The 17,759-nt window shown below is 35.5% G+C and carries 13 protein-coding genes; 10 read left to right on the top strand and 3 right to left on the bottom strand.

From position 1 onward, the window contains the following. The first annotated feature begins 119 nt into the window (after nt 1-119). Nucleotides 120-1,248, top strand: a protein-coding gene (gene prfB, locus ACFINH_RS04395) for a peptide chain release factor 2 (protein WP_375632241.1) whose coding sequence is annotated in 2 segments (ribosomal slippage) — nt 120-188 and nt 190-1,248 — 1,128 coding nt in all. Because the reading frame shifts where the segments join, the coding sequence is not laid out codon by codon here. 338 nt (nt 1,249-1,586) lie between these two features. Here the strand turns inward: prfB and ACFINH_RS04390 are convergent. The 3 genes from ACFINH_RS04390 to ACFINH_RS04380 form a co-directional block, all read right to left on the bottom strand. Continuing rightward, on the bottom strand, nt 1,587-2,072 hold the full coding sequence (locus ACFINH_RS04390) for a peroxiredoxin (RefSeq protein ID WP_375628092.1): 486 nt from the start codon (nt 2,070-2,072) through the stop codon (nt 1,587-1,589). Nucleotides 2,073-2,262: 190 nt separating this feature from the next. Continuing rightward, a complete protein-coding gene (tyrS, locus tag ACFINH_RS04385; RefSeq protein ID WP_375613442.1) occupies nt 2,263-3,516 on the bottom strand; it encodes a tyrosine--tRNA ligase in 1,254 nt (417 codons plus the stop codon). Between the two features lie 321 nt (nt 3,517-3,837). Beyond that, nucleotides 3,838-4,518 (bottom strand): alpha/beta hydrolase, encoded by a 681-nt coding sequence (locus ACFINH_RS04380; RefSeq protein ID WP_375632240.1) that lies wholly within the window; start codon nt 4,516-4,518, stop codon nt 3,838-3,840. Between the two features lie 160 nt (nt 4,519-4,678). Here ACFINH_RS04380 and ACFINH_RS04375 point away from each other — a divergent pair, with 160 nt between their 5' ends. The 9 genes from ACFINH_RS04375 to ACFINH_RS04335 all read left to right on the top strand — a co-directional run bounded on the left by ACFINH_RS04375 (nt 4,679) and on the right by ACFINH_RS04335 (nt 17,159). Next, nucleotides 4,679-5,854, top strand: a complete 1,176-nt coding sequence (locus tag ACFINH_RS04375) for a cysteine desulfurase family protein (RefSeq protein WP_375629814.1) — start codon at nt 4,679-4,681, stop codon at nt 5,852-5,854. Between the two features lie 139 nt (nt 5,855-5,993). Next, entirely contained in the window at nt 5,994-7,505 is a 1,512-nt protein-coding gene (sufB, locus tag ACFINH_RS04370; RefSeq protein ID WP_375613439.1) for a Fe-S cluster assembly protein SufB, read from the top strand. 159 nt (nt 7,506-7,664) lie between these two features. Then, a complete protein-coding gene (gene sufC, locus ACFINH_RS04365) occupies nt 7,665-8,420 on the top strand; it encodes a Fe-S cluster assembly ATPase SufC (RefSeq protein WP_375618156.1) in 756 nt (251 codons plus the stop codon). An 11-nt stretch (nt 8,421-8,431) separates the two neighbouring features. After that, nucleotides 8,432-9,694, top strand: coding sequence for a Fe-S cluster assembly protein SufD (gene sufD / locus ACFINH_RS04360; protein ID WP_375632239.1), 1,263 nt, complete (start codon nt 8,432-8,434; stop codon nt 9,692-9,694). 10 nt (nt 9,695-9,704) lie between these two features. Beyond that, a complete protein-coding gene (locus ACFINH_RS04355) occupies nt 9,705-10,949 on the top strand; it encodes a cysteine desulfurase (RefSeq protein ID WP_375618154.1) in 1,245 nt (414 codons plus the stop codon). Continuing rightward, on the top strand, nt 10,942-11,343 hold the full coding sequence (locus ACFINH_RS04350) for an SUF system Fe-S cluster assembly protein (protein ID WP_375632238.1): 402 nt from the start codon (nt 10,942-10,944) through the stop codon (nt 11,341-11,343). Before ACFINH_RS04355 ends, ACFINH_RS04350 begins: the two co-directional genes overlap by 8 nt. Before the next feature lie 83 nt (nt 11,344-11,426). Further along, nucleotides 11,427-13,067: a site-specific DNA-methyltransferase gene (locus tag ACFINH_RS04345; RefSeq protein WP_375632237.1), complete on the top strand. Its 1,641-nt coding sequence runs from the start codon at nt 11,427-11,429 to the stop codon at nt 13,065-13,067. A 22-nt stretch (nt 13,068-13,089) separates the two neighbouring features. Next, nucleotides 13,090-15,843, top strand: coding sequence for a DEAD/DEAH box helicase (locus ACFINH_RS04340; protein WP_375632236.1), 2,754 nt, complete (start codon nt 13,090-13,092; stop codon nt 15,841-15,843). 377 nt (nt 15,844-16,220) lie between these two features. After that, on the top strand, nt 16,221-17,159 hold the full coding sequence (locus tag ACFINH_RS04335) for a COG2958 family protein (protein WP_375632235.1): 939 nt from the start codon (nt 16,221-16,223) through the stop codon (nt 17,157-17,159). Nucleotides 17,160-17,759: the final 600 nt, after the last annotated feature.

Genomic DNA, 17,759 nt, shown 5'->3' with positions numbered 1-17,759 from the left:
ATGTCGGTTCTATAAATAGAGTGATAGAACTGTACCATTTTCTGATAGCAGCTATTAAATTTGTATAAAATGCTAAGAGATACAAACAAAAAGAGTTTTTAAAAATACGGTGTTAAATTATGCGAGCAGAAATAGAAACATTAGTTGATGAAATCCAGAAAGCAATACAATTGCTAAGGGGGCATCTTTGACTGGGATCAATCACTAAAGCGTCTTGAATATCTTAATCAAAAAGCGGAAGATCCATCATTATGGGATGATGCACAACGAGCACAGGATATGATGCGTGAGCGTCAACGTCTTGATAATTCAATCAATGGTCTTTTATCATTTACAAAAAAACTTGAAGAATGCATTGAGCTTATTGCGATGGGCGAAGAAGAAAGTGATGTGGAAATTGTCGCTGATGCAGAAAGATCAATACGTAATCTTAAAAATGAGATAGATAAAAGGCAAATTGACGTACTTCTTTCAGGAGAGGCAGATCCGAATGATACCTATTTAGAAGTTCATGCTGGAGCAGGGGGAACAGAAAGCCAAGATTGGGCTTCTATGCTCTTACGTATGTATATGCGATGGGCTGAACAGCATGAAATGAAGGTTGAGATTTTAGAAATTCATGATGGAGAAGAGGCAGGAATAAAGTCAGCGACTATTCTTGTAAAAGGGCATAATGCTTATGGAATGTTAAAAACAGAATCAGGTGTTCATCGCTTAGTGCGGATTTCTCCATTTGATTCGAATGCAAAGCGCCATACCTCTTTTGCGAGCATTTGGGTTTATCCAGTTATTGATGACAATATTGAAGTTGATGTTTCAGAGGCAGATGTGCGTATTGATACATATCGTGCATCTGGAGCAGGAGGACAACATGTTAACACGACAGATTCTGCTGTTCGCATCACACATATAAAAACGGGTATTGTTGTTCAATGTCAAACAGAGCGTTCTCAACATAAAAATCGCGCTACGGCTTGGTCGATGTTGCGTGCACGGCTTTATGAAGAAGAGCTTAAAAAAAGAGAAGAAGAAACCAATGCTGCTGAATCTTCTAAAACAGAAATTGGATGGGGGCATCAAATTAGATCTTATGTTCTTCAACCCTATCAGCTTGTCAAAGATTTGCGTACAGGAATTGAAAATACGGATCCACAATCCGTACTTAATGGTAATTTAGATGCATTTATAGAGGCAGCACTCGCACGGCGTATTTATGGACAAGACAAAGAAATTGAGGATATTCGTTAATTATATATCCTTCCTTCAAGCCATGTAGATTTTTTCTTAAGCTGTTCGTTTCATGGATGCTGTGATGTTATATAGCCTTTGATACTTTAAAGGTTTAAAGGGGGATTTTCTTGTTCCTTTCTTCAACTTTTTCTCACACGCTAATTCTGCTTATGATATTGCAAGTGATAGGAAGAATCTGAAATCAGAAAATTTTGCGATATTCGGGGGACTAATATAAATGTAAAACAATTCATTATCCTTATAAATCAATATATTGTAAAAATTGAATCCGTTGAAAAACTAAAATCAATTAGGGAGAATAACTTTTGCTTTTGAAGGTAAATCAAACACTCAATTTACAAGTTACCATTATGATATAAAAGTGTTGCAGTAGCTAAAACATTTTCAGCATGCCCAGATACGCTTACTTTGCGCCATTCTTCTGCTATTATTCCATTTGCATCAATTAAAAAAGTGCTCCGTTCAACTCCCATATATTTGCGTCCATACATGCTTTTCTCAACCCAAACACCATAAGCTTCGAGGGTCGTTTTTTCTTCATCAGAAACCAAGATGACATCAAGTTCATGTTTTATTTTAAATTTATCATGTTTTTTTACATTATCTGGAGAGATTCCAATAACAGAAACACCGATTTCATCAAATTTCATCTTTAATTTTGTGAAATCAAGTGCTTCACTTGTGCAACCACTGGTGTCATCTTTTGGATAAAAATATAAAACAACAGGCTTTCCTTTAAAGTCAGAAAGACACACTGTCTCTCCTCCATCGCGCGGCAAAGTAAAATCAGGAGCAAGAGCACCTTTCATTGGTCTTGTCATTGTTTTCATCTTTCTTTTTTGTGTAACAGGTATAAAATATCAGAGTACACAGAAGAAAAGAACTATTCAACTCTCTAGAATTTTATCGTTTTGAAGAGACTTTTATTTCCCTAACAAAATTTGCCCTATCACAACGATTGAATTGAAAGAACAAGCTCGACGTGAACAACATAAACAAAACAGCAAAAGATTATACTGGTTTCATCACAACATGTTTTTTCTTACCAAAAGAAAGTTTAATGGTTCCTTCTGCACTGACATCCCCTTCAATAATAAGATGTGTTTCATCCTCAATAATTTGATCATTTACACGGACACCTCCACCTTGAACGTGTCGGCGTGCCTCACTATTAGATCTAGCGAGTCCTGCTTGTACTAAAAGAGTGAGCAATCCAACACCTTTTTTTAATTCTGAGGCATTAATTTCAACAGTTGGAAGATTTTCTCCCAGAGTTTTTTCTTCAAACGTCTTGCGAGCCGTTTCTGCTGCTGCATCAGCAAGAACACGTCCATGCAACATTGCTGTAATTTCTGTTGCAAGAATTTTTTTTGCTTCGTTAATTTCAGTTCCTTGTAATAGAGAAAGTTTAAGAATCTCATCCATCGGCAATGGAGTATAGAGCTTTAGAAATCGTGTTACATCAGCATCTTCTGTATTGCGCCAGTATTGCCAAAATTGATAAGGTGAAAGTTTATCCGCATTTAGCCATACAGCCCCATTCAATGATTTACCCATTTTGGCACCGGAAGAGGTTGTCAGCAATGGTGATGTTAACGCATATAATTGCGGTGTTCCTAAACGATGTCCTAATTCGATTCCGTTAATAATGTTGCCCCACTGATCAGAGCCCCCCATTTGCATACGCAACCCATAACGTTTATAAAGTTCAACAAAGTCATAAGCTTGCAGAATCATATAATTAAACTCTAAGAATGACAAAGAGTGCTCACGCTCAAGTCTGAGTCTGACAGAATCAAATGACAACATACGGTTGACAGAAAAATGCTTTCCTACATCACGCAAAAATTCTAAGTAGTTTAAATTGCATAACCATTCAGCATTATTCACAATACAAGCATCGGTTTCTCGGTCACCGAATGTCAAATAGTTAGCAAATACCTTTTTAATACCATCAATATTTGCAGCAATATCATCTTGTGTCAGAAGGCGTCGCGCTTCATCTTTGAAGGAAGGATCACCAATCAATCCTGTCCCTCCGCCCATTAAAGCAATGGGGCGATGACCCGTTTTTTGTAACCAATAAAGCATCATAATCTGAAGAAGACTTCCAGCATGTAAACTCGATGCTGTTGGATCAAATCCAGTATAAGCGCTTACAGTTTCTTTTGAAAAAAGATCATCTAAGCCTTTTTCATCTGAAATTTGGTGGATAAAACCACGCTCGCTCATAATGTGTAAAAAATCAGATTTAAAGGCAAACACAGATTTAATTTCCTAATTTAAGAGTGCATTATTTTATATAATAGGCGATTATATAATGAATTATTAATGCGTTATCTATCATAACTGACACACACCTCACAAGAGAAAGAGACATATTGGTAATATAAAGATAATAATACAGGTATTATTTCCTTTTTACGCTAAAAAAGAGACTTTTCAGTGATAGAAAACAGGTATGCTGTTATTCTCATTTCTATCCTGAAATAAAATTTAGAAAAGTTTTAAATGCAGACTAAAAAAATTACTTTGTTATGATCAGAGACGATTTTTGCTAATTTTTTATAAATCTATCGTATGTTCCTAAGTTAGTGAAAGTATTTCAGGAGGAGGAGCGAGAAGTTCATTGGAGATATGGTTATCCAAATAGTGGGCACATCGTTCAATAAGTTCTTCATGACATCCACTGAAAAAGTGATTAGCTTCTTCCAATATTTCTTGTGTAATGATGATGCCTTTTTGTGTTTTTAATTTATCGACAAGTATTTGAACATCTTTTGGAGGGGCAACTTTATCGATACCGCCATGAATGATAAGTCCAGAAGAGGGACAAGGTGCAAGAAATGAAAAGTCATAAACATTAGGCTGAGGGGCAACTGAGATAAATCCCTCAATTTCCGGTCGGCGCATTAAAAGCTGCATACCAATCCATGCTCCAAATGAGTATCCTGCTACCCAACAATTTTTAGAGTCTGGATGTTGTGTTTGAACCCAATCGAGAGCAGCAGCAGCATCTGAAAGTTCTCCTATTCCATAATCAAATTCACCCTGACTACGACCAATACCACGAAAGTTAAAACGTAAAGTTGTAAAGCCACGTTGTTGGAACATATAAAAAAGGTCATAGACAATTTTATGATTCATAGTTCCACCAAATTGGGGATGAGGATGCAAGATGATCGCAATGGGTGCATTTTTTTGTTGTGAAGGTTGATAACGCCCTTCGAGCCGACCCGCGGGACCGTTAAAAATAATTTCTGGCATAAAATGCTCCTTAATGCAATAAAAGGCTCTCTTTGACCCTGGTCGACTTTTACCATAGAATCTCTTAAATAATTATTAGATATTCTTTTTTTAGTGCACTTTTCAAGAAAAATGCGCTATTTTTTCAATCAATTCATAAGATTAATGATTGCGATGTAAAATGGTTATAAAACGCCGATATTTTGATCATAACGCAACAACACCACTCAAAAAAGTGGCACGGATAGCGTTACTGGAATCTTTAGAGATATTTGGTAATCCATCATCGGTTCATAAGGAAGGGCGTGCCGCTAAAACTTTGTTGCAAAAGGCCCGTCGGCAAATCGCTGAAAATCTTAAAACAGATCCAGATCACGTGGTATTTACCTCTGGTGCGAGTGAAGCCGCAATGACTTTGTTAACACCTTTTTACAATATGGGGAAAGCAAAAGTTAAATTTTCTCATCTTTACCTTGGAGCGACTGAACATCCCTCTGTTGCAGAGGGAGGACGTTTTTCTAAAGAATTGATAAGCGTCATTGATGTTGATCAAGATGGGCTCATACAACAAGATAAATTAACATCACTCTTAACGGTTCACGATAAAACAAAAGGTTTACCTCTTGTTGCTATTCAAGCTGCAAATAGTGAAACGGGTGTTATTCAACCGTTAACAGAAATCGCCGCTATTGTTCGGGATTTAGGAGGCACTCTTATAGTTGATTTGACACAATATGTAGATAAAAATTTTGTGGATATTCATCAGCTAGGAGGAGACTTTTTTATACTGTCTGCACATAAAGTTGGCGGTCCTAAAGGAATCGGTGCTTTTGTTTCATGTGGTAATCTTCTCATGCCACACCCTCTTATTATTGGGGGAGGACAAGAAAAAGGTCTCCGTGGAGGAACAGAAGCATTGCCCCTTATTGCTGCTTTTGGGGCAGCAATGACTGATTGCTTCACACAGGAGGAAATAAAACAGTTAATATATTTACGCAATAAATTAGAAGCTGGACTACAAAAAATAAGTAAAAATGTTGAGATTTTTGGCAAAAGAGTTCAACGTTTGCCAAATACAACTTACTTTACCGTGAAAAATATAAAAGCTGAAACGATGCAAATTGCTTTTGATTTAGAAGGGTTTTCTTTATCATCCGGCTCTGCCTGTTCTTCGGGAAAAGTAAAACAAAGCAAAGTGTTGGAGGCAATGGGGTATCATGTTCCAAATGGTGCCATTCGCATTTCGCTAGGACGTGGCACAACTTCTGAAGATATCGATGATTTTCTGTCGTTTTTTTCTCAAATTATAAGCAGGAAAAAAGGGGAAGATTTATCATCAGAAAGTTATAAAAATTAGAATTATTTTAAAAATAAAATAAGTTTGATTGAAATTTTTGCACTTTACCTATAGCCTAGGAGATAACTTGCTTACTTTAATCTTGTAAAAAACAAGACTTTAGTTACCGGTTTTTGACGCCAAAAAATGGAGAAAATTTATGCCGGCAGTACAAGAAACGATACGCCAAGTACGTGAAATAGATGTTGACCAATATAAATATGGTTTTGAAACCAATATTGAAACCGATAAAGCTCCAAAAGGCTTAAATGAGGATATTATCAAATTTATTTCCGCTAAAAAAAATGAGCCTGAATGGATGCTAACATGGCGCTTAAAAGCTTACCGCCGTTGGCTGACAATGCAAGAGCCTCATTGGGCGCGTCTTGAATATCCTAAAATTGATTTTCAGGAGCTTTATTATTATGCTGCTCCAAAAAATCATACAGGACCAAAATCTTTGGATGAAGTGGATCCTGAGTTATTAGCAACGTACGAAAAACTTGGCATTCCCCTTAAAGAACAAGAGATTTTGGCAGGAGTAAGAAAACAGTCTGATCCCTCCACTTTTGATGACAGTATGTCTGTATCGGGGCAGGTGGCTGTTGATGCAGTCTTTGATTCTGTTTCTGTTGTAACAACATTCAAAAAAGAGCTGGCACGTGCTGGTGTGATTTTTTGTTCTATTTCAGAGGCGATTATTGAACATTCTGAGCTTATTAAAGAATATTTAGGAACAGTTGTACCTATAAGTGATAATTATTATGCGGCCTTAAATGCAGCTGTCTTTACAGATGGTTCATTTGTTTATATTCCTAAAGGGGTTCGTTGTCCTATGGAGCTTTCAACTTATTTTAGGATTAATGAACGCAACACTGGCCAATTTGAACGAACATTGATTATCGCCGCTGAAGATTCCTATGTTTCTTATCTTGAAGGGTGTACAGCACCCCAACGTGATGAAAACCAACTTCATGCTGCTGTTGTTGAGCTTATTGCCCTTGAAAATGCAGAGATTAAATATTCTACAGTACAAAACTGGTATCCTGGCGATAAAGATGGAAAGGGCGGTATTTATAATTTTGTGACGAAGCGTGGAGATTGTCGAGGTGATAGCTCTAAAATTTCATGGACACAAGTTGAGACTGGTTCTGCGATTACTTGGAAATATCCATCCTGCTTACTCCGTGGTAATAATGCGCGTGGAGAATTTTATTCTATTGCCGTTGCAAACGGTTATCAACAAATTGATTCCGGTACAAAAATGATTCATTTGGGAAAAAATACTTCCAGTCGCATTATTTCCAAAGGTATTTCTGCAGGTTTTTCAAATAACACGTATCGAGGACAAGTCACAGCGCATCGAAAAGCACAAAATGCGCGTAACTTTACGCAATGTGATAGTTTGTTAATCGGGAATGATTGTGGTGCGCATACAGTTCCTTATATTGAAGCAAAAAATGCAACAGCTCAGTTTGAACATGAAGCCACAACATCAAAAATTTCTGATGACCAACTTTTTTATGTTATGCAAAGAGGAATTCCCGAAGAAGAAGCTATCGCATTAATTGTAAATGGTTTTGTAAAAGAGGTCATTCAAAAACTTCCCATGGAATTTGCTGTCGAAGCACAAAAGCTTATTAGTATTAGCCTTGAAGGTAGTGTTGGATAATTTTATTTAATTAAATAAATAGAAGACTTTATGTAAAAAGGCTGTAACGGTAGCACATAATGCTAAAAATGACCTCTATGGTAATTACAAAAGTAGATGGATGCTAAGGTAAAATAATACGCATTGATATCTGAAAAACAGCCAAAACAGGATTAAATTATGTTAGAGATCAAAAATTTGCACGCCCGTATTGCTGAAACCGATACAGAAATTATTCGTGGTTTAAACTTGACAGTTCAAGATGGAGAAGTTGCCGCTATCATGGGACAAAATGGAGCCGGAAAATCAACTTTATCTTATTTGCTTGCTGGTCGTGATGATTATGAAATAACAGAAGGAGATATTCTCTATAATGGACAATCACTTTTAGAAATGGATCCAGCAGAACGTGCTGCATATGGTGTTTTTCTTGCATTTCAATATCCAATGGAAATACCAGGGGTAGCAACAATGGAATTTTTAAAAGTTGCGATGAATTCTCAACGCAAAGCGCGAGGTGACGAAGAACTTAAAATTCCTGAATTTATAAAATGTGTTAAAGAAGTTTCAGCCAAACTTGAAATAGATATGGATATGCTAAAGCGTCCATTAAATGTAGGTTTTTCAGGTGGAGAAAAAAAACGCGCTGAAATTTTACAAATGGCACTTCTTGAACCTACACTTTGCATTTTAGATGAAACGGATTCTGGCTTAGATATTGATGCACTAAAAATTGTTGCAGATGGTGTTAATAAACTTCGGGATTCAAAACGTTCATTTTTGGTGATTACCCATTATCAACGGCTGCTTAATTATATTATTCCTGATACGGTACATGTTCTTTATAAAGGACAAATTATCAAAAGCGGTGATAAATCCTTAGCGCTTTATTTAGAGCAAAATGGGTATGCTGATCTTATTAGGGAAGCGGTTTGAGGTTATTAAATATGAATGCACAGCAAAACTTGTTAGCGGTTGAAGAAAATATACTCAGTAATTTCAATCAGTATGTAAACCACTTACCTGGTGATAAAGCTGTACAGGAAATCCGCAAGAAAACTATTGAGCAGTTTCAAACGACACGGCTTCCTTCCCGTAAAATCGAAAGTTGGCATTATACCAATCTGCGTACCTTACTGAAGTCTATTAGCAATTTTTCAAAAGTTCAAGACAATCAATTGGTTGATGCATTGCTTTCAGAAAGTGCTGTTTTCTCCATAAACAATGGAAAAACATCGATAGAGTCAAAGGTAGACAACATTGCAGTAAAACGCCTTTCAGACGCATTAGAAGATAATTCTGTACAGATAAATCAAAACATTTCTGATGAAGATTTTATTGGACAGTTAAATACAGCTTTTGTTACAGATGGTTGGCTTTTTCACATCCCTGAAAATACAAAGTTAAATATCCCCATTGAATTACAAAATATACAAATGGGGGGACAATCTCATATTTTTTCGGATATAAAAGTTGATAAAAATAGTCAAGTTATGTTTATTGAACATCAGGTTGGCAATGATAAAGATACCTTTGTCAGTTCAATATTTTCATTAAATGTTGCTGCTGATAGTGATGTTACGTGGATTCTCATTCGCAATCGTGATTTTAATTCTACACAATTTGGTCGATTTTGTGCTGTCCTTGATCAAAGAGCGAAGTTATCACTTTATGTCATTAATATAGGGAGTCAATTAAATCGCCAAGAAATCGATATTGAATTACAGGGAGAAGAATCTGATTTTCAATTACGCGTCATAAATTTATTATCAGGACAAACACATAGTGATCTTACAATGACTGTTCGTCACGTGGAAGAAAAATCAACATCAACCGAAATTATACGCAATGTGGTTACAGATAAAGCTGTTGGTGTTTTCCAAGGAATAATACGTGTTTCTCAAAAAGCGCAAAAAACAGATGCACGCATGGCTTGTAATAGCCTTATTCTTTCAGATGATGCAGAATTTAATGCAAAGCCTGAACTGGAGATTTTTGCTGATGATGTTGCATGTGGTCATGGTGCAACAGTTGCTAATATTAATCATGATTATCTTTTTTATCTTATGACACGTGGTATCCCATTTAAAACGGCGCGTGCACTTTTGATTAAAGGATTTATCTCTGAGCTCATTGATGACATCAAGCAAGATAATATTCAAATCGTTTTGGATAATATCATTAGTAAATGGCTTGAAAAAAATGTTTAAGGTAGAAAAAATGGAAAATAACGTACAAACATTTACTTATAATGTCGAAGAAATTCGGCGTGATTTTCCTATTTTGCACCATCAAGTTTATGGAAAGCGATTAGCATATCTTGATAGTAGTGCTTCTGCCCAAAAACCAATGTCAGTACTCAATGCAATGAATAATTATTATCACTATAGTTATGCTAATGTGCATAGGGGAATGTATTTTTTAGCCAATATAGCAACACAATCCTATGAAAATTCTCGTGAAACCGTTCGTGTTTTTCTAAATGCTCAAAAAGCTGAAGAAATTGTTTTTACGAAAAATGCAACAGAAGCTATTAATACTGTTGCTTATGGTTGGGCGATGCCAAAACTCAAAGAAGGTGATGAGATTGTTCTAACGATCATGGAACATCATTCAAATATTATTCCTTGGCATTTTCTCCGTGAACAAAAAGGTGTAAAACTTATTTTTGTTCCTGTCGATGAAAATGGTGTTCTGCACATTGAAGATTTCCAAAAGGCTTTAAGCGAAAAAACGCGGCTTGTTGCTATAACGCATATGTCCAATATATTAGGAACGGTGCCTCCTGTTAAAGAGATTATTAAACTAGCACATCAAAATTCTATTCCGGTTCTTGTTGATGGTTCTCAAGGAGCAGTACATTTAACCGTTGATGTGCAAGATCTCGATTGTGATTGGTATGTCTTTACAGGTCATAAGCTTTATGGACCCACTGGTATTGGTGTTTTGTATGGTAAAGAAGATAGATTAGAAGAAATGCGTCCTTTTCAAGGGGGAGGGGAAATGATCGAGGAGGTAACAACCGATAAGGTTTTTTATAATGCTCCTCCTTACCGTTTTGAAGCAGGCACTCCTCCTATCGTTGAAGCTATTGGATTAACTGCGGCTATTGATTATATACAAGAGAAAGGTCGTAGCACGATTCATGCCCATGAGAGGTCCCTTTTAGCTTATGCGCAGGAAAAACTTAAAATGGTTGAGTCATTGCGTATTTATGGTCATTCTCCCAATAAAGGAGCTATTATATCATTTACAATTGAAGGGATTCACGCCCATGATATCGCTATGTTTATTGATAGAAAAGGGGTTGCGATACGTGCGGGAACTCATTGTGCACAGCCTTTATTACAGCGCTTTGGTCTAACATCTATTTGCCGCGCATCGTTAGCCATGTATAACACTCAAGAGGATATAGATCAATTAGTAGAAGCATTGCAAGAAACAAGGACATTTTTTAATGGCTGAATCAATTGAAGAGCGTCATTCTACAGAATCCGTTGAAACTGTAAGCGAAAATAAAAAATCTTACATATCAGCAATTCCAGCAGACGAAATTGATCGTATGACAAATGATATTATTGCTGCTCTCAAAACAGTTTATGACCCAGAGATTCCTGCTGATATTTATGAGCTAGGACTGATTTATCGTATTGATATTGAAGATGATCGTTCAGTAAAAATTGAAATGACTCTTACAGCACCGGGATGCCCTGTTGCTGGTGAAATGCCGGGGTGGGTAGAAAATGCAGTCAATGCAGTTGAAGGGGTTTCGTATGTTGAAGTCACTATGACTTTTGATCCACCATGGACACCTGATTGTATGTCAGAAGAAGCTCAAATTGCTGTCGGATGGTACTAAAAGTATTGTTAAGAGACTCTAATTTAGCCATTCATGAATAAGCTGTTTACTTTTCACAAGCATTTGAATTTAAGGACGATCGCATGAGTTATAATAAACAAAAACTAGAACTCACTTGGATTGGAAAAGAAAAACGCCCAAAACTAGAGCCTCGTATCTTATTAGAAGATCTTGAAAAATCTTATCACGCTTCGCATCGAATATCATCCCAAGATATTTTTGATAATAAACTTATTTTTGGTGACAATTTGCTCGCACTCAAAGCGCTTGAACAAGAATATATGGGGAAGGTAAAATGTATCTATATCGATCCGCCTTATAATACAGGCAATGCCTTTGAACATTATGAAGATGGTTTAGAGCATTCCATATGGCTCAGCCTTATGAGAGACAGACTAGAATTGTTACATCATTTACTGGCGGATGATGGAAGTATCTGGATATCAATTGATGATGATGAACAAGCCTATCTTAAAGTGATGATGGATGAAATTTTTGGTCGCCAAAATTTCATCAACAATATTATTTGGCAAAAGAAATATGCTCCACAAAATGATACAAAATGGCTTTCTGATAATCATGATTTTATAATGGTTTATGCTAAAGATAAAACGATTTGGCGCCCACAATTGCTTCCTCGTTCAAGCGATATGGATGCGCGCTATAAAAATCCTGATAATGATCCTCGCGGTCCTTGGAAATCAGATAATCTTTCAGTTAAGACTATGAATTTAAAAGATGTTTATGAAATTGTTACGCCTTCTGGGCGCAGTGTGATGCCTCCTGCTGGAACGAGTTGGCGCGTTAGTAAACAAAAATTTGCTAAGCTATTAGAAGATAATCGTGTTTGGTTTGGTCCAACAGGAAGTAATGTTCCTTCTATGAAACGTTTTTTATCAGAGGTAAAAAATGGTATGGTTTCAATGACCATTTGGCCTTATCAGGAAGTTGGCCATAATCAAGATGCAAAAAAAGAAGCCAAAGTCTTCAATTCTGATAGTGTCTTTACAACTCCTAAACCGGAACGTTTAATGGAACGCATTATTCAACTTGCCACTAATCCCGGTGATCTTGTACTGGATTCTTTTGCTGGTTCTGGCACAACCGGTGCTGTTGCCCATAAAATGGGAAGGAAGTGGATTATGATTGAACTTGGTGAGCATTGTCACACCCACATTATCCCTCGTTTAAAACAAGTCATTGATGGAACTGATCAAGGGGGAATTTCCAAAAGTGTCAATTGGCAAGGTGGCGGTGGATTCCGTTATTATCGCCTTGCACCTTCTCTGTTGCAAAAAGATCCATGGGGACAATGGATTATTAGTCGCGAATATAATGCTGCGATGCTTTCAGAAGCAATGTGCAAACATATGGGATTTACCTATGCACCTAATGAAAATCATTATTGGATGCAAGGGTATTCAACCGAAACAGATTATATTTATGTCACAACAAGCGCTATGACCCATGAACAACTCCGTATAATGAGTGAAGAGGTAGGCTCTCATCGCACGTTGCTGATTTGTGGTACAGCCTTTGATACAAAATCAGCATCCTTTGAAAATCTGACACTCACTAAAATCCCCCGTGCAATATTAGAAAAATGCGAATGGGGAAGGGACGATTACAGTTTAAATGTAGCTAATCTTGAACCAGTAATTGTGGTAAAAGAAAACAGCAAAAATAAAGATATTGCGCAAGCAGAATTAGATCTATTTGAATAATATATAAAAAGCGGAGTTTTTCATGAACACTGTTGAAAAAAGGATTTCTGCTCGCTTATCGTTGCGTGATCCTCAACGTGAATCTTTAAATATTTTGGTAAAAATCTTAGAAAATATAGAGCTTTCTAAAAATGCTGATTTGGTTGCAGAGTTAGAAGTGATAAAAAATCTTTATCCTTCTGTACAAGATTTTGAACGAAACTTTCCCTCTTTTTGTTTTGCTTTAGCAACGGGTGTTGGGAAAACGCGACTTATGGGGGCTTTTATCAGCTATCTTTATTTAACAGGTCGTAGTCGCCATTTTTTTGTTTTAGCGCCAAATTTGACTATTTATGAAAAGTTAAAACAGGATTTTAGTCCCCAAAGTCCGAAGTATGTTTTCAGTGGAATGAGTGAATTTATTGCCAATAGACCCGTTATTATTACAGGTGAAGATTATGAAAGTGGTAAAGGTATTCGCGTTGATGAACACCATATTCAAGGACAAAAGCGTTTGTTTGAGAATGGAGATACGGCCTTTATCAATATTTTTAATATTTCTAAAATTAATACAACGGATAATAAAAAAGGCGCACTAAAATCTAGTATTCCGCGAATTAAACGCTTACAAGAAACGATTGGTGAAAGTTATTTTGATTATCTCGCAAATCTTCCTGATTTAGTTTTGTTAATGGATGAAGCACATCGTTATCGAGCTTCTGCTGGTGCGGCAGCAATTAATGAGTTAAAACCTGTTTTAGGAATAGAGCTTACAGCGACACCAAAAACAATAGGTGCAAAACCCGTAGATTTTAAAAATGTTGTCTATAGTTATTCACTTGCAGAGGCTATGAGAGATGGTTTTGTAAAAGAGCCTGCTGTTGCTACACGTAAAGATTTTCAACCTCAAAATTATACATCTGAACAATTAGAACATATCAAATTACAAGATGCAATTCATGCCCATGAAAACGTGAAAGCTGATTTAATTGTCTATGCAAAAGATTATAACAAAAAGTTCGTTAAGCCTTTTATTTTAGTTGTCGCTCAAGATACAAATCATGCACAGAAATTGCGTGATTTATTGGAATCAGATGATTTTTTTGCAGGAGCTTATAAGGGAAAAGTTATAGAGATTCATACAAAACAGTCGAATATAGAAGAAGATCAAAATATTCAAAAGCTGATTGCAATTGAAGATTCTCATGACTCAACAGAAATTGTTATTCACGTTAATAAATTAAAGGAGGGGTGGGATGTTACGAATCTCTATACTATTGTACCGTTGCGTGCATCGGCTTCAGAAATTTTAACAGAGCAAACAATTGGGCGTGGATTGCGTTTGCCTTATGGGTATAGAACAGGCGTGGAAGCTATTGATCGTTTAACAATTATTGCGCATGATCGTTTTCAAGATATTATTGATCGTGCAAACGATCCAAACTCAATTATAAAAAAGCATATTGAGATTGGAACAGGAGGGAATATCCCCTTTGAAAAGACCGATATAGTGACAGTTCCAAGTCAAGTAGAAGCTTTATTGATGCAAACGATGGTAATACGTAATTCCGATATAAATGGAGCATCTTCTGATTTACAAGGTATCATATTACGTCATACAGATTCCCCTACATTAACACCTGAAGAGCAAGATATTGCAGCGATCGCGTGGGATCTTATCAAAGAGAATGATAAATTGCCAAGTTCTCAAATGCTTTGTTCTGCACAGATACAAGAAAAAATTGCTAATAAAGTTATGAATATTAAGCCTTCATCACAAAAGTCTCTTGTATCAAAAGTGGTGACAATTCTGACAAAACAATTAACAGAACTGATAATAGATATTCCAAATATTATACTCATTCCTTCGCGTGATGTTACTTATGGTTTTTATGATTTTGATTTGGAAAATTTAGAAAACTTAAATTTTCAACCTGTTAGTAAAGAACTTTTAATTCGAGAATTGCGTACCCATAAAAGCATTTTTCTCACATCTAAGAATGAATATGTCAAAGAGCCTTATCTTGAAAACTACATCATTCGTGGTTTGATTGATAATGACTTTGTCGATTATGATAACCATACGCTCTTATTACGAAAATTAGCTAGTCAGATAGTAGAACATTTCCGATCTTATTTACCCAATGATACAGCTGTTGAAAACGTATTAATTCACTATCAGCACAAGCTTACTAGTTTTATTGTTGCGCAATTAAGAGAACATCAATGGGAAACGCAAAAAGATTATGCGGTTAAAGTTACACGAGGTTTTACAACTTTACAACCTATCCATTATGTGTTGCCGCAAGGGACGTCTCCTCTTGACTTTCGTAATATTCCTGCCATTAAAAGCGATATTAAAAAACTTGTATTCAGCGGCTTTAGAAAATGCTGTTATCCTTTACAAAAGTTTGATTCAGTAGAAGGGGAATTACGATTTGCTCAAATATTAGAGGATGATGCACAAGTCTTGAAATGGATGAAACCCGCTCGAGGTTTTTTCAAGATAGAATATGATAAAGGATCAATCTATGAACCAGACTTTGTTGTAGAAACGAAGGATGCCAAATATCTTTGTGAGCCTAAAAAAGCCTCTGAAATGCAAAATCCTATTGTTTTAAAAAAGAGAGAAGCTGCAGTTCAATGGTGTTGTCATGCAACGCGCTATGCGGCGACTTATGGCGATAAAAAATGGTATTATGCTCTTATTCCCCATGATGCTATTAAAGCAAATAGTAGTTTTGAAGGTTTGTGTGCAGAGTTTACCATTTCAGAATCTATACTTGAGAGCTTATAACTTTTTGCTTCAAAAATAAAACACATAAGTTTTTTAATTGACGGGTGTGAGGTTTAATCAAATGTTTGAATAATTATTTTTAACTTTTTTCTAACGACGTTAAAATAAAAAGAAAAATGTATAGAAAAGTTATACAAGATTATGCTTTTGTATGGGGATTTGTAGCACATTTACACTTTTTTATAAAAGTACAATCTTATTTTCGTTATGTGAAAAGATCTTTGAGTTATAGTCATAAATTAAAAAAAATATTTTAATTTTATTGAGTAATTTGATAAATGTTCTTTTTTTAAAAAACTTAAACAGTTTATTGTTCTTTCATTTAAAACGCCTGAATATAATGAAATACCCAGAGGATAAAAGGGGGAGTTTTTCATATGACTTTAAATTTAACAAACACTGTTTTTAATTTTTTAAAGAAAAACCCGACAAAAAAGTTTACAGCTCGAGAAATTGCTCAATGGATATTTGAAAATTACCCAGAAAAATGCCGTCAAAAACAAAAGAATTCAACGGCAATAATCACTCTCCTTAATAGTGATGCAGCTCTTATTCAGCAAATTGTTGCTGAAATAGGGGCAAAACGCCCTCAGTTACAAAAGCGTTATTCAGAAATTAAAACCACTGAAGGACGACCGCGACAATATTATTTTACTGAACAAACAGATAGTGCTGAAATTGATGCAATAGAGGACAATGCAAAGAGTAGAACAGAAGATGGCTCTGTTAAAGAGCATGATCTTTATCCATTATTATCTAAATTTTTATGGTCAGAGCTTGCAGTTTATAGCAAACGCATTAATGAGAAATGTTCTCGTAATAAACATGGTGCAGGCGGAAATAAATGGCTTTATCCAGATCTCGTAGGGATGCAAGATTTAAGCAAGGAATGGAATCGTGAAATCAAAGACTGTGTTTTGCAATATTTTGATAAAAAGACAAAGCTTTGGTCTTTTGAAGTAAAAATTCTCATCAATCGTTCAAATTTACGAAAAGCATTTTTTCAAACAGTTAGTAATTCTTCATGGGCTAATTTGAGTTATTTAGTTGCTAGTGAAATTGAAGGAGTTGATACATTAAAAGAGCTTCGGATGCTTTCAAGTTTGCATGGAATTGGATTTATAAGACTTAATAAGGAAAACTCTTCCGAGAGTGAGATCTTAATTCCTGCCAAAGAACGTAGTGATATTGATTGGGATACTGCTAATAGATTAGTGGAGGAAAACAAAGATTTTCTTGATTATATTAAGCTCATTCGTCAATTTTATCAAACTGGTGAGATGCGTCCTCTAGATTGGGATCATATGTATCTATGAGGGGTATTTTTTAAAAGACTCTATTGTTTAAAAGTCTTTTTTCAGAATGATGAAAAATTACTCTAACTATTTTATTTGTCTTATTATATTGGTATAATATGTTGATTTACTAATGATAATTAGTCTTTAAACTTAAATGAGGGGAATGAATATCCTAGTATTCAATCCTTTCAAACCATCTCATATTGATATTGTATCAATTAAAATTTTTCTCACGTACCTCATGAGTAGGGTTGAGTAGGGGAAGAGTAAAAATTCTGTTTTAAGCCTGTTCTATTTTGTGCATTGAGCGTGATTCCATTAGATACTAGACTTAATGATTATAATTTATTATAAATTTGCTATTATAGAGGGTGAAATTCGACTTTTTTGCTTTGTTTACATCAAGCATAGAAAATATTACTTCCTCATATTGAAGTCTTCTTACGGAGAATTTACACTACTATTTCTTTAATTTCCATTGCTGTTCGTTTTGATGATTACTAAGCTTTTTGTTATCCGAAGTAAACATTCAAAAAAACATTAATTTTATAAAATATTCACATAGTTTACTCAATTTCTTGAAATAGATTTAAAAAATAAATTTCTCTCACACCTTAT

Source organism: Bartonella sp. AA74HLJMH, from assembly GCF_042197045.1.
Taxonomy (GTDB): domain Bacteria; phylum Pseudomonadota; class Alphaproteobacteria; order Rhizobiales; family Rhizobiaceae; genus Bartonella.
This window is presented reverse-complemented; position numbering and strand designations above follow the sequence as displayed.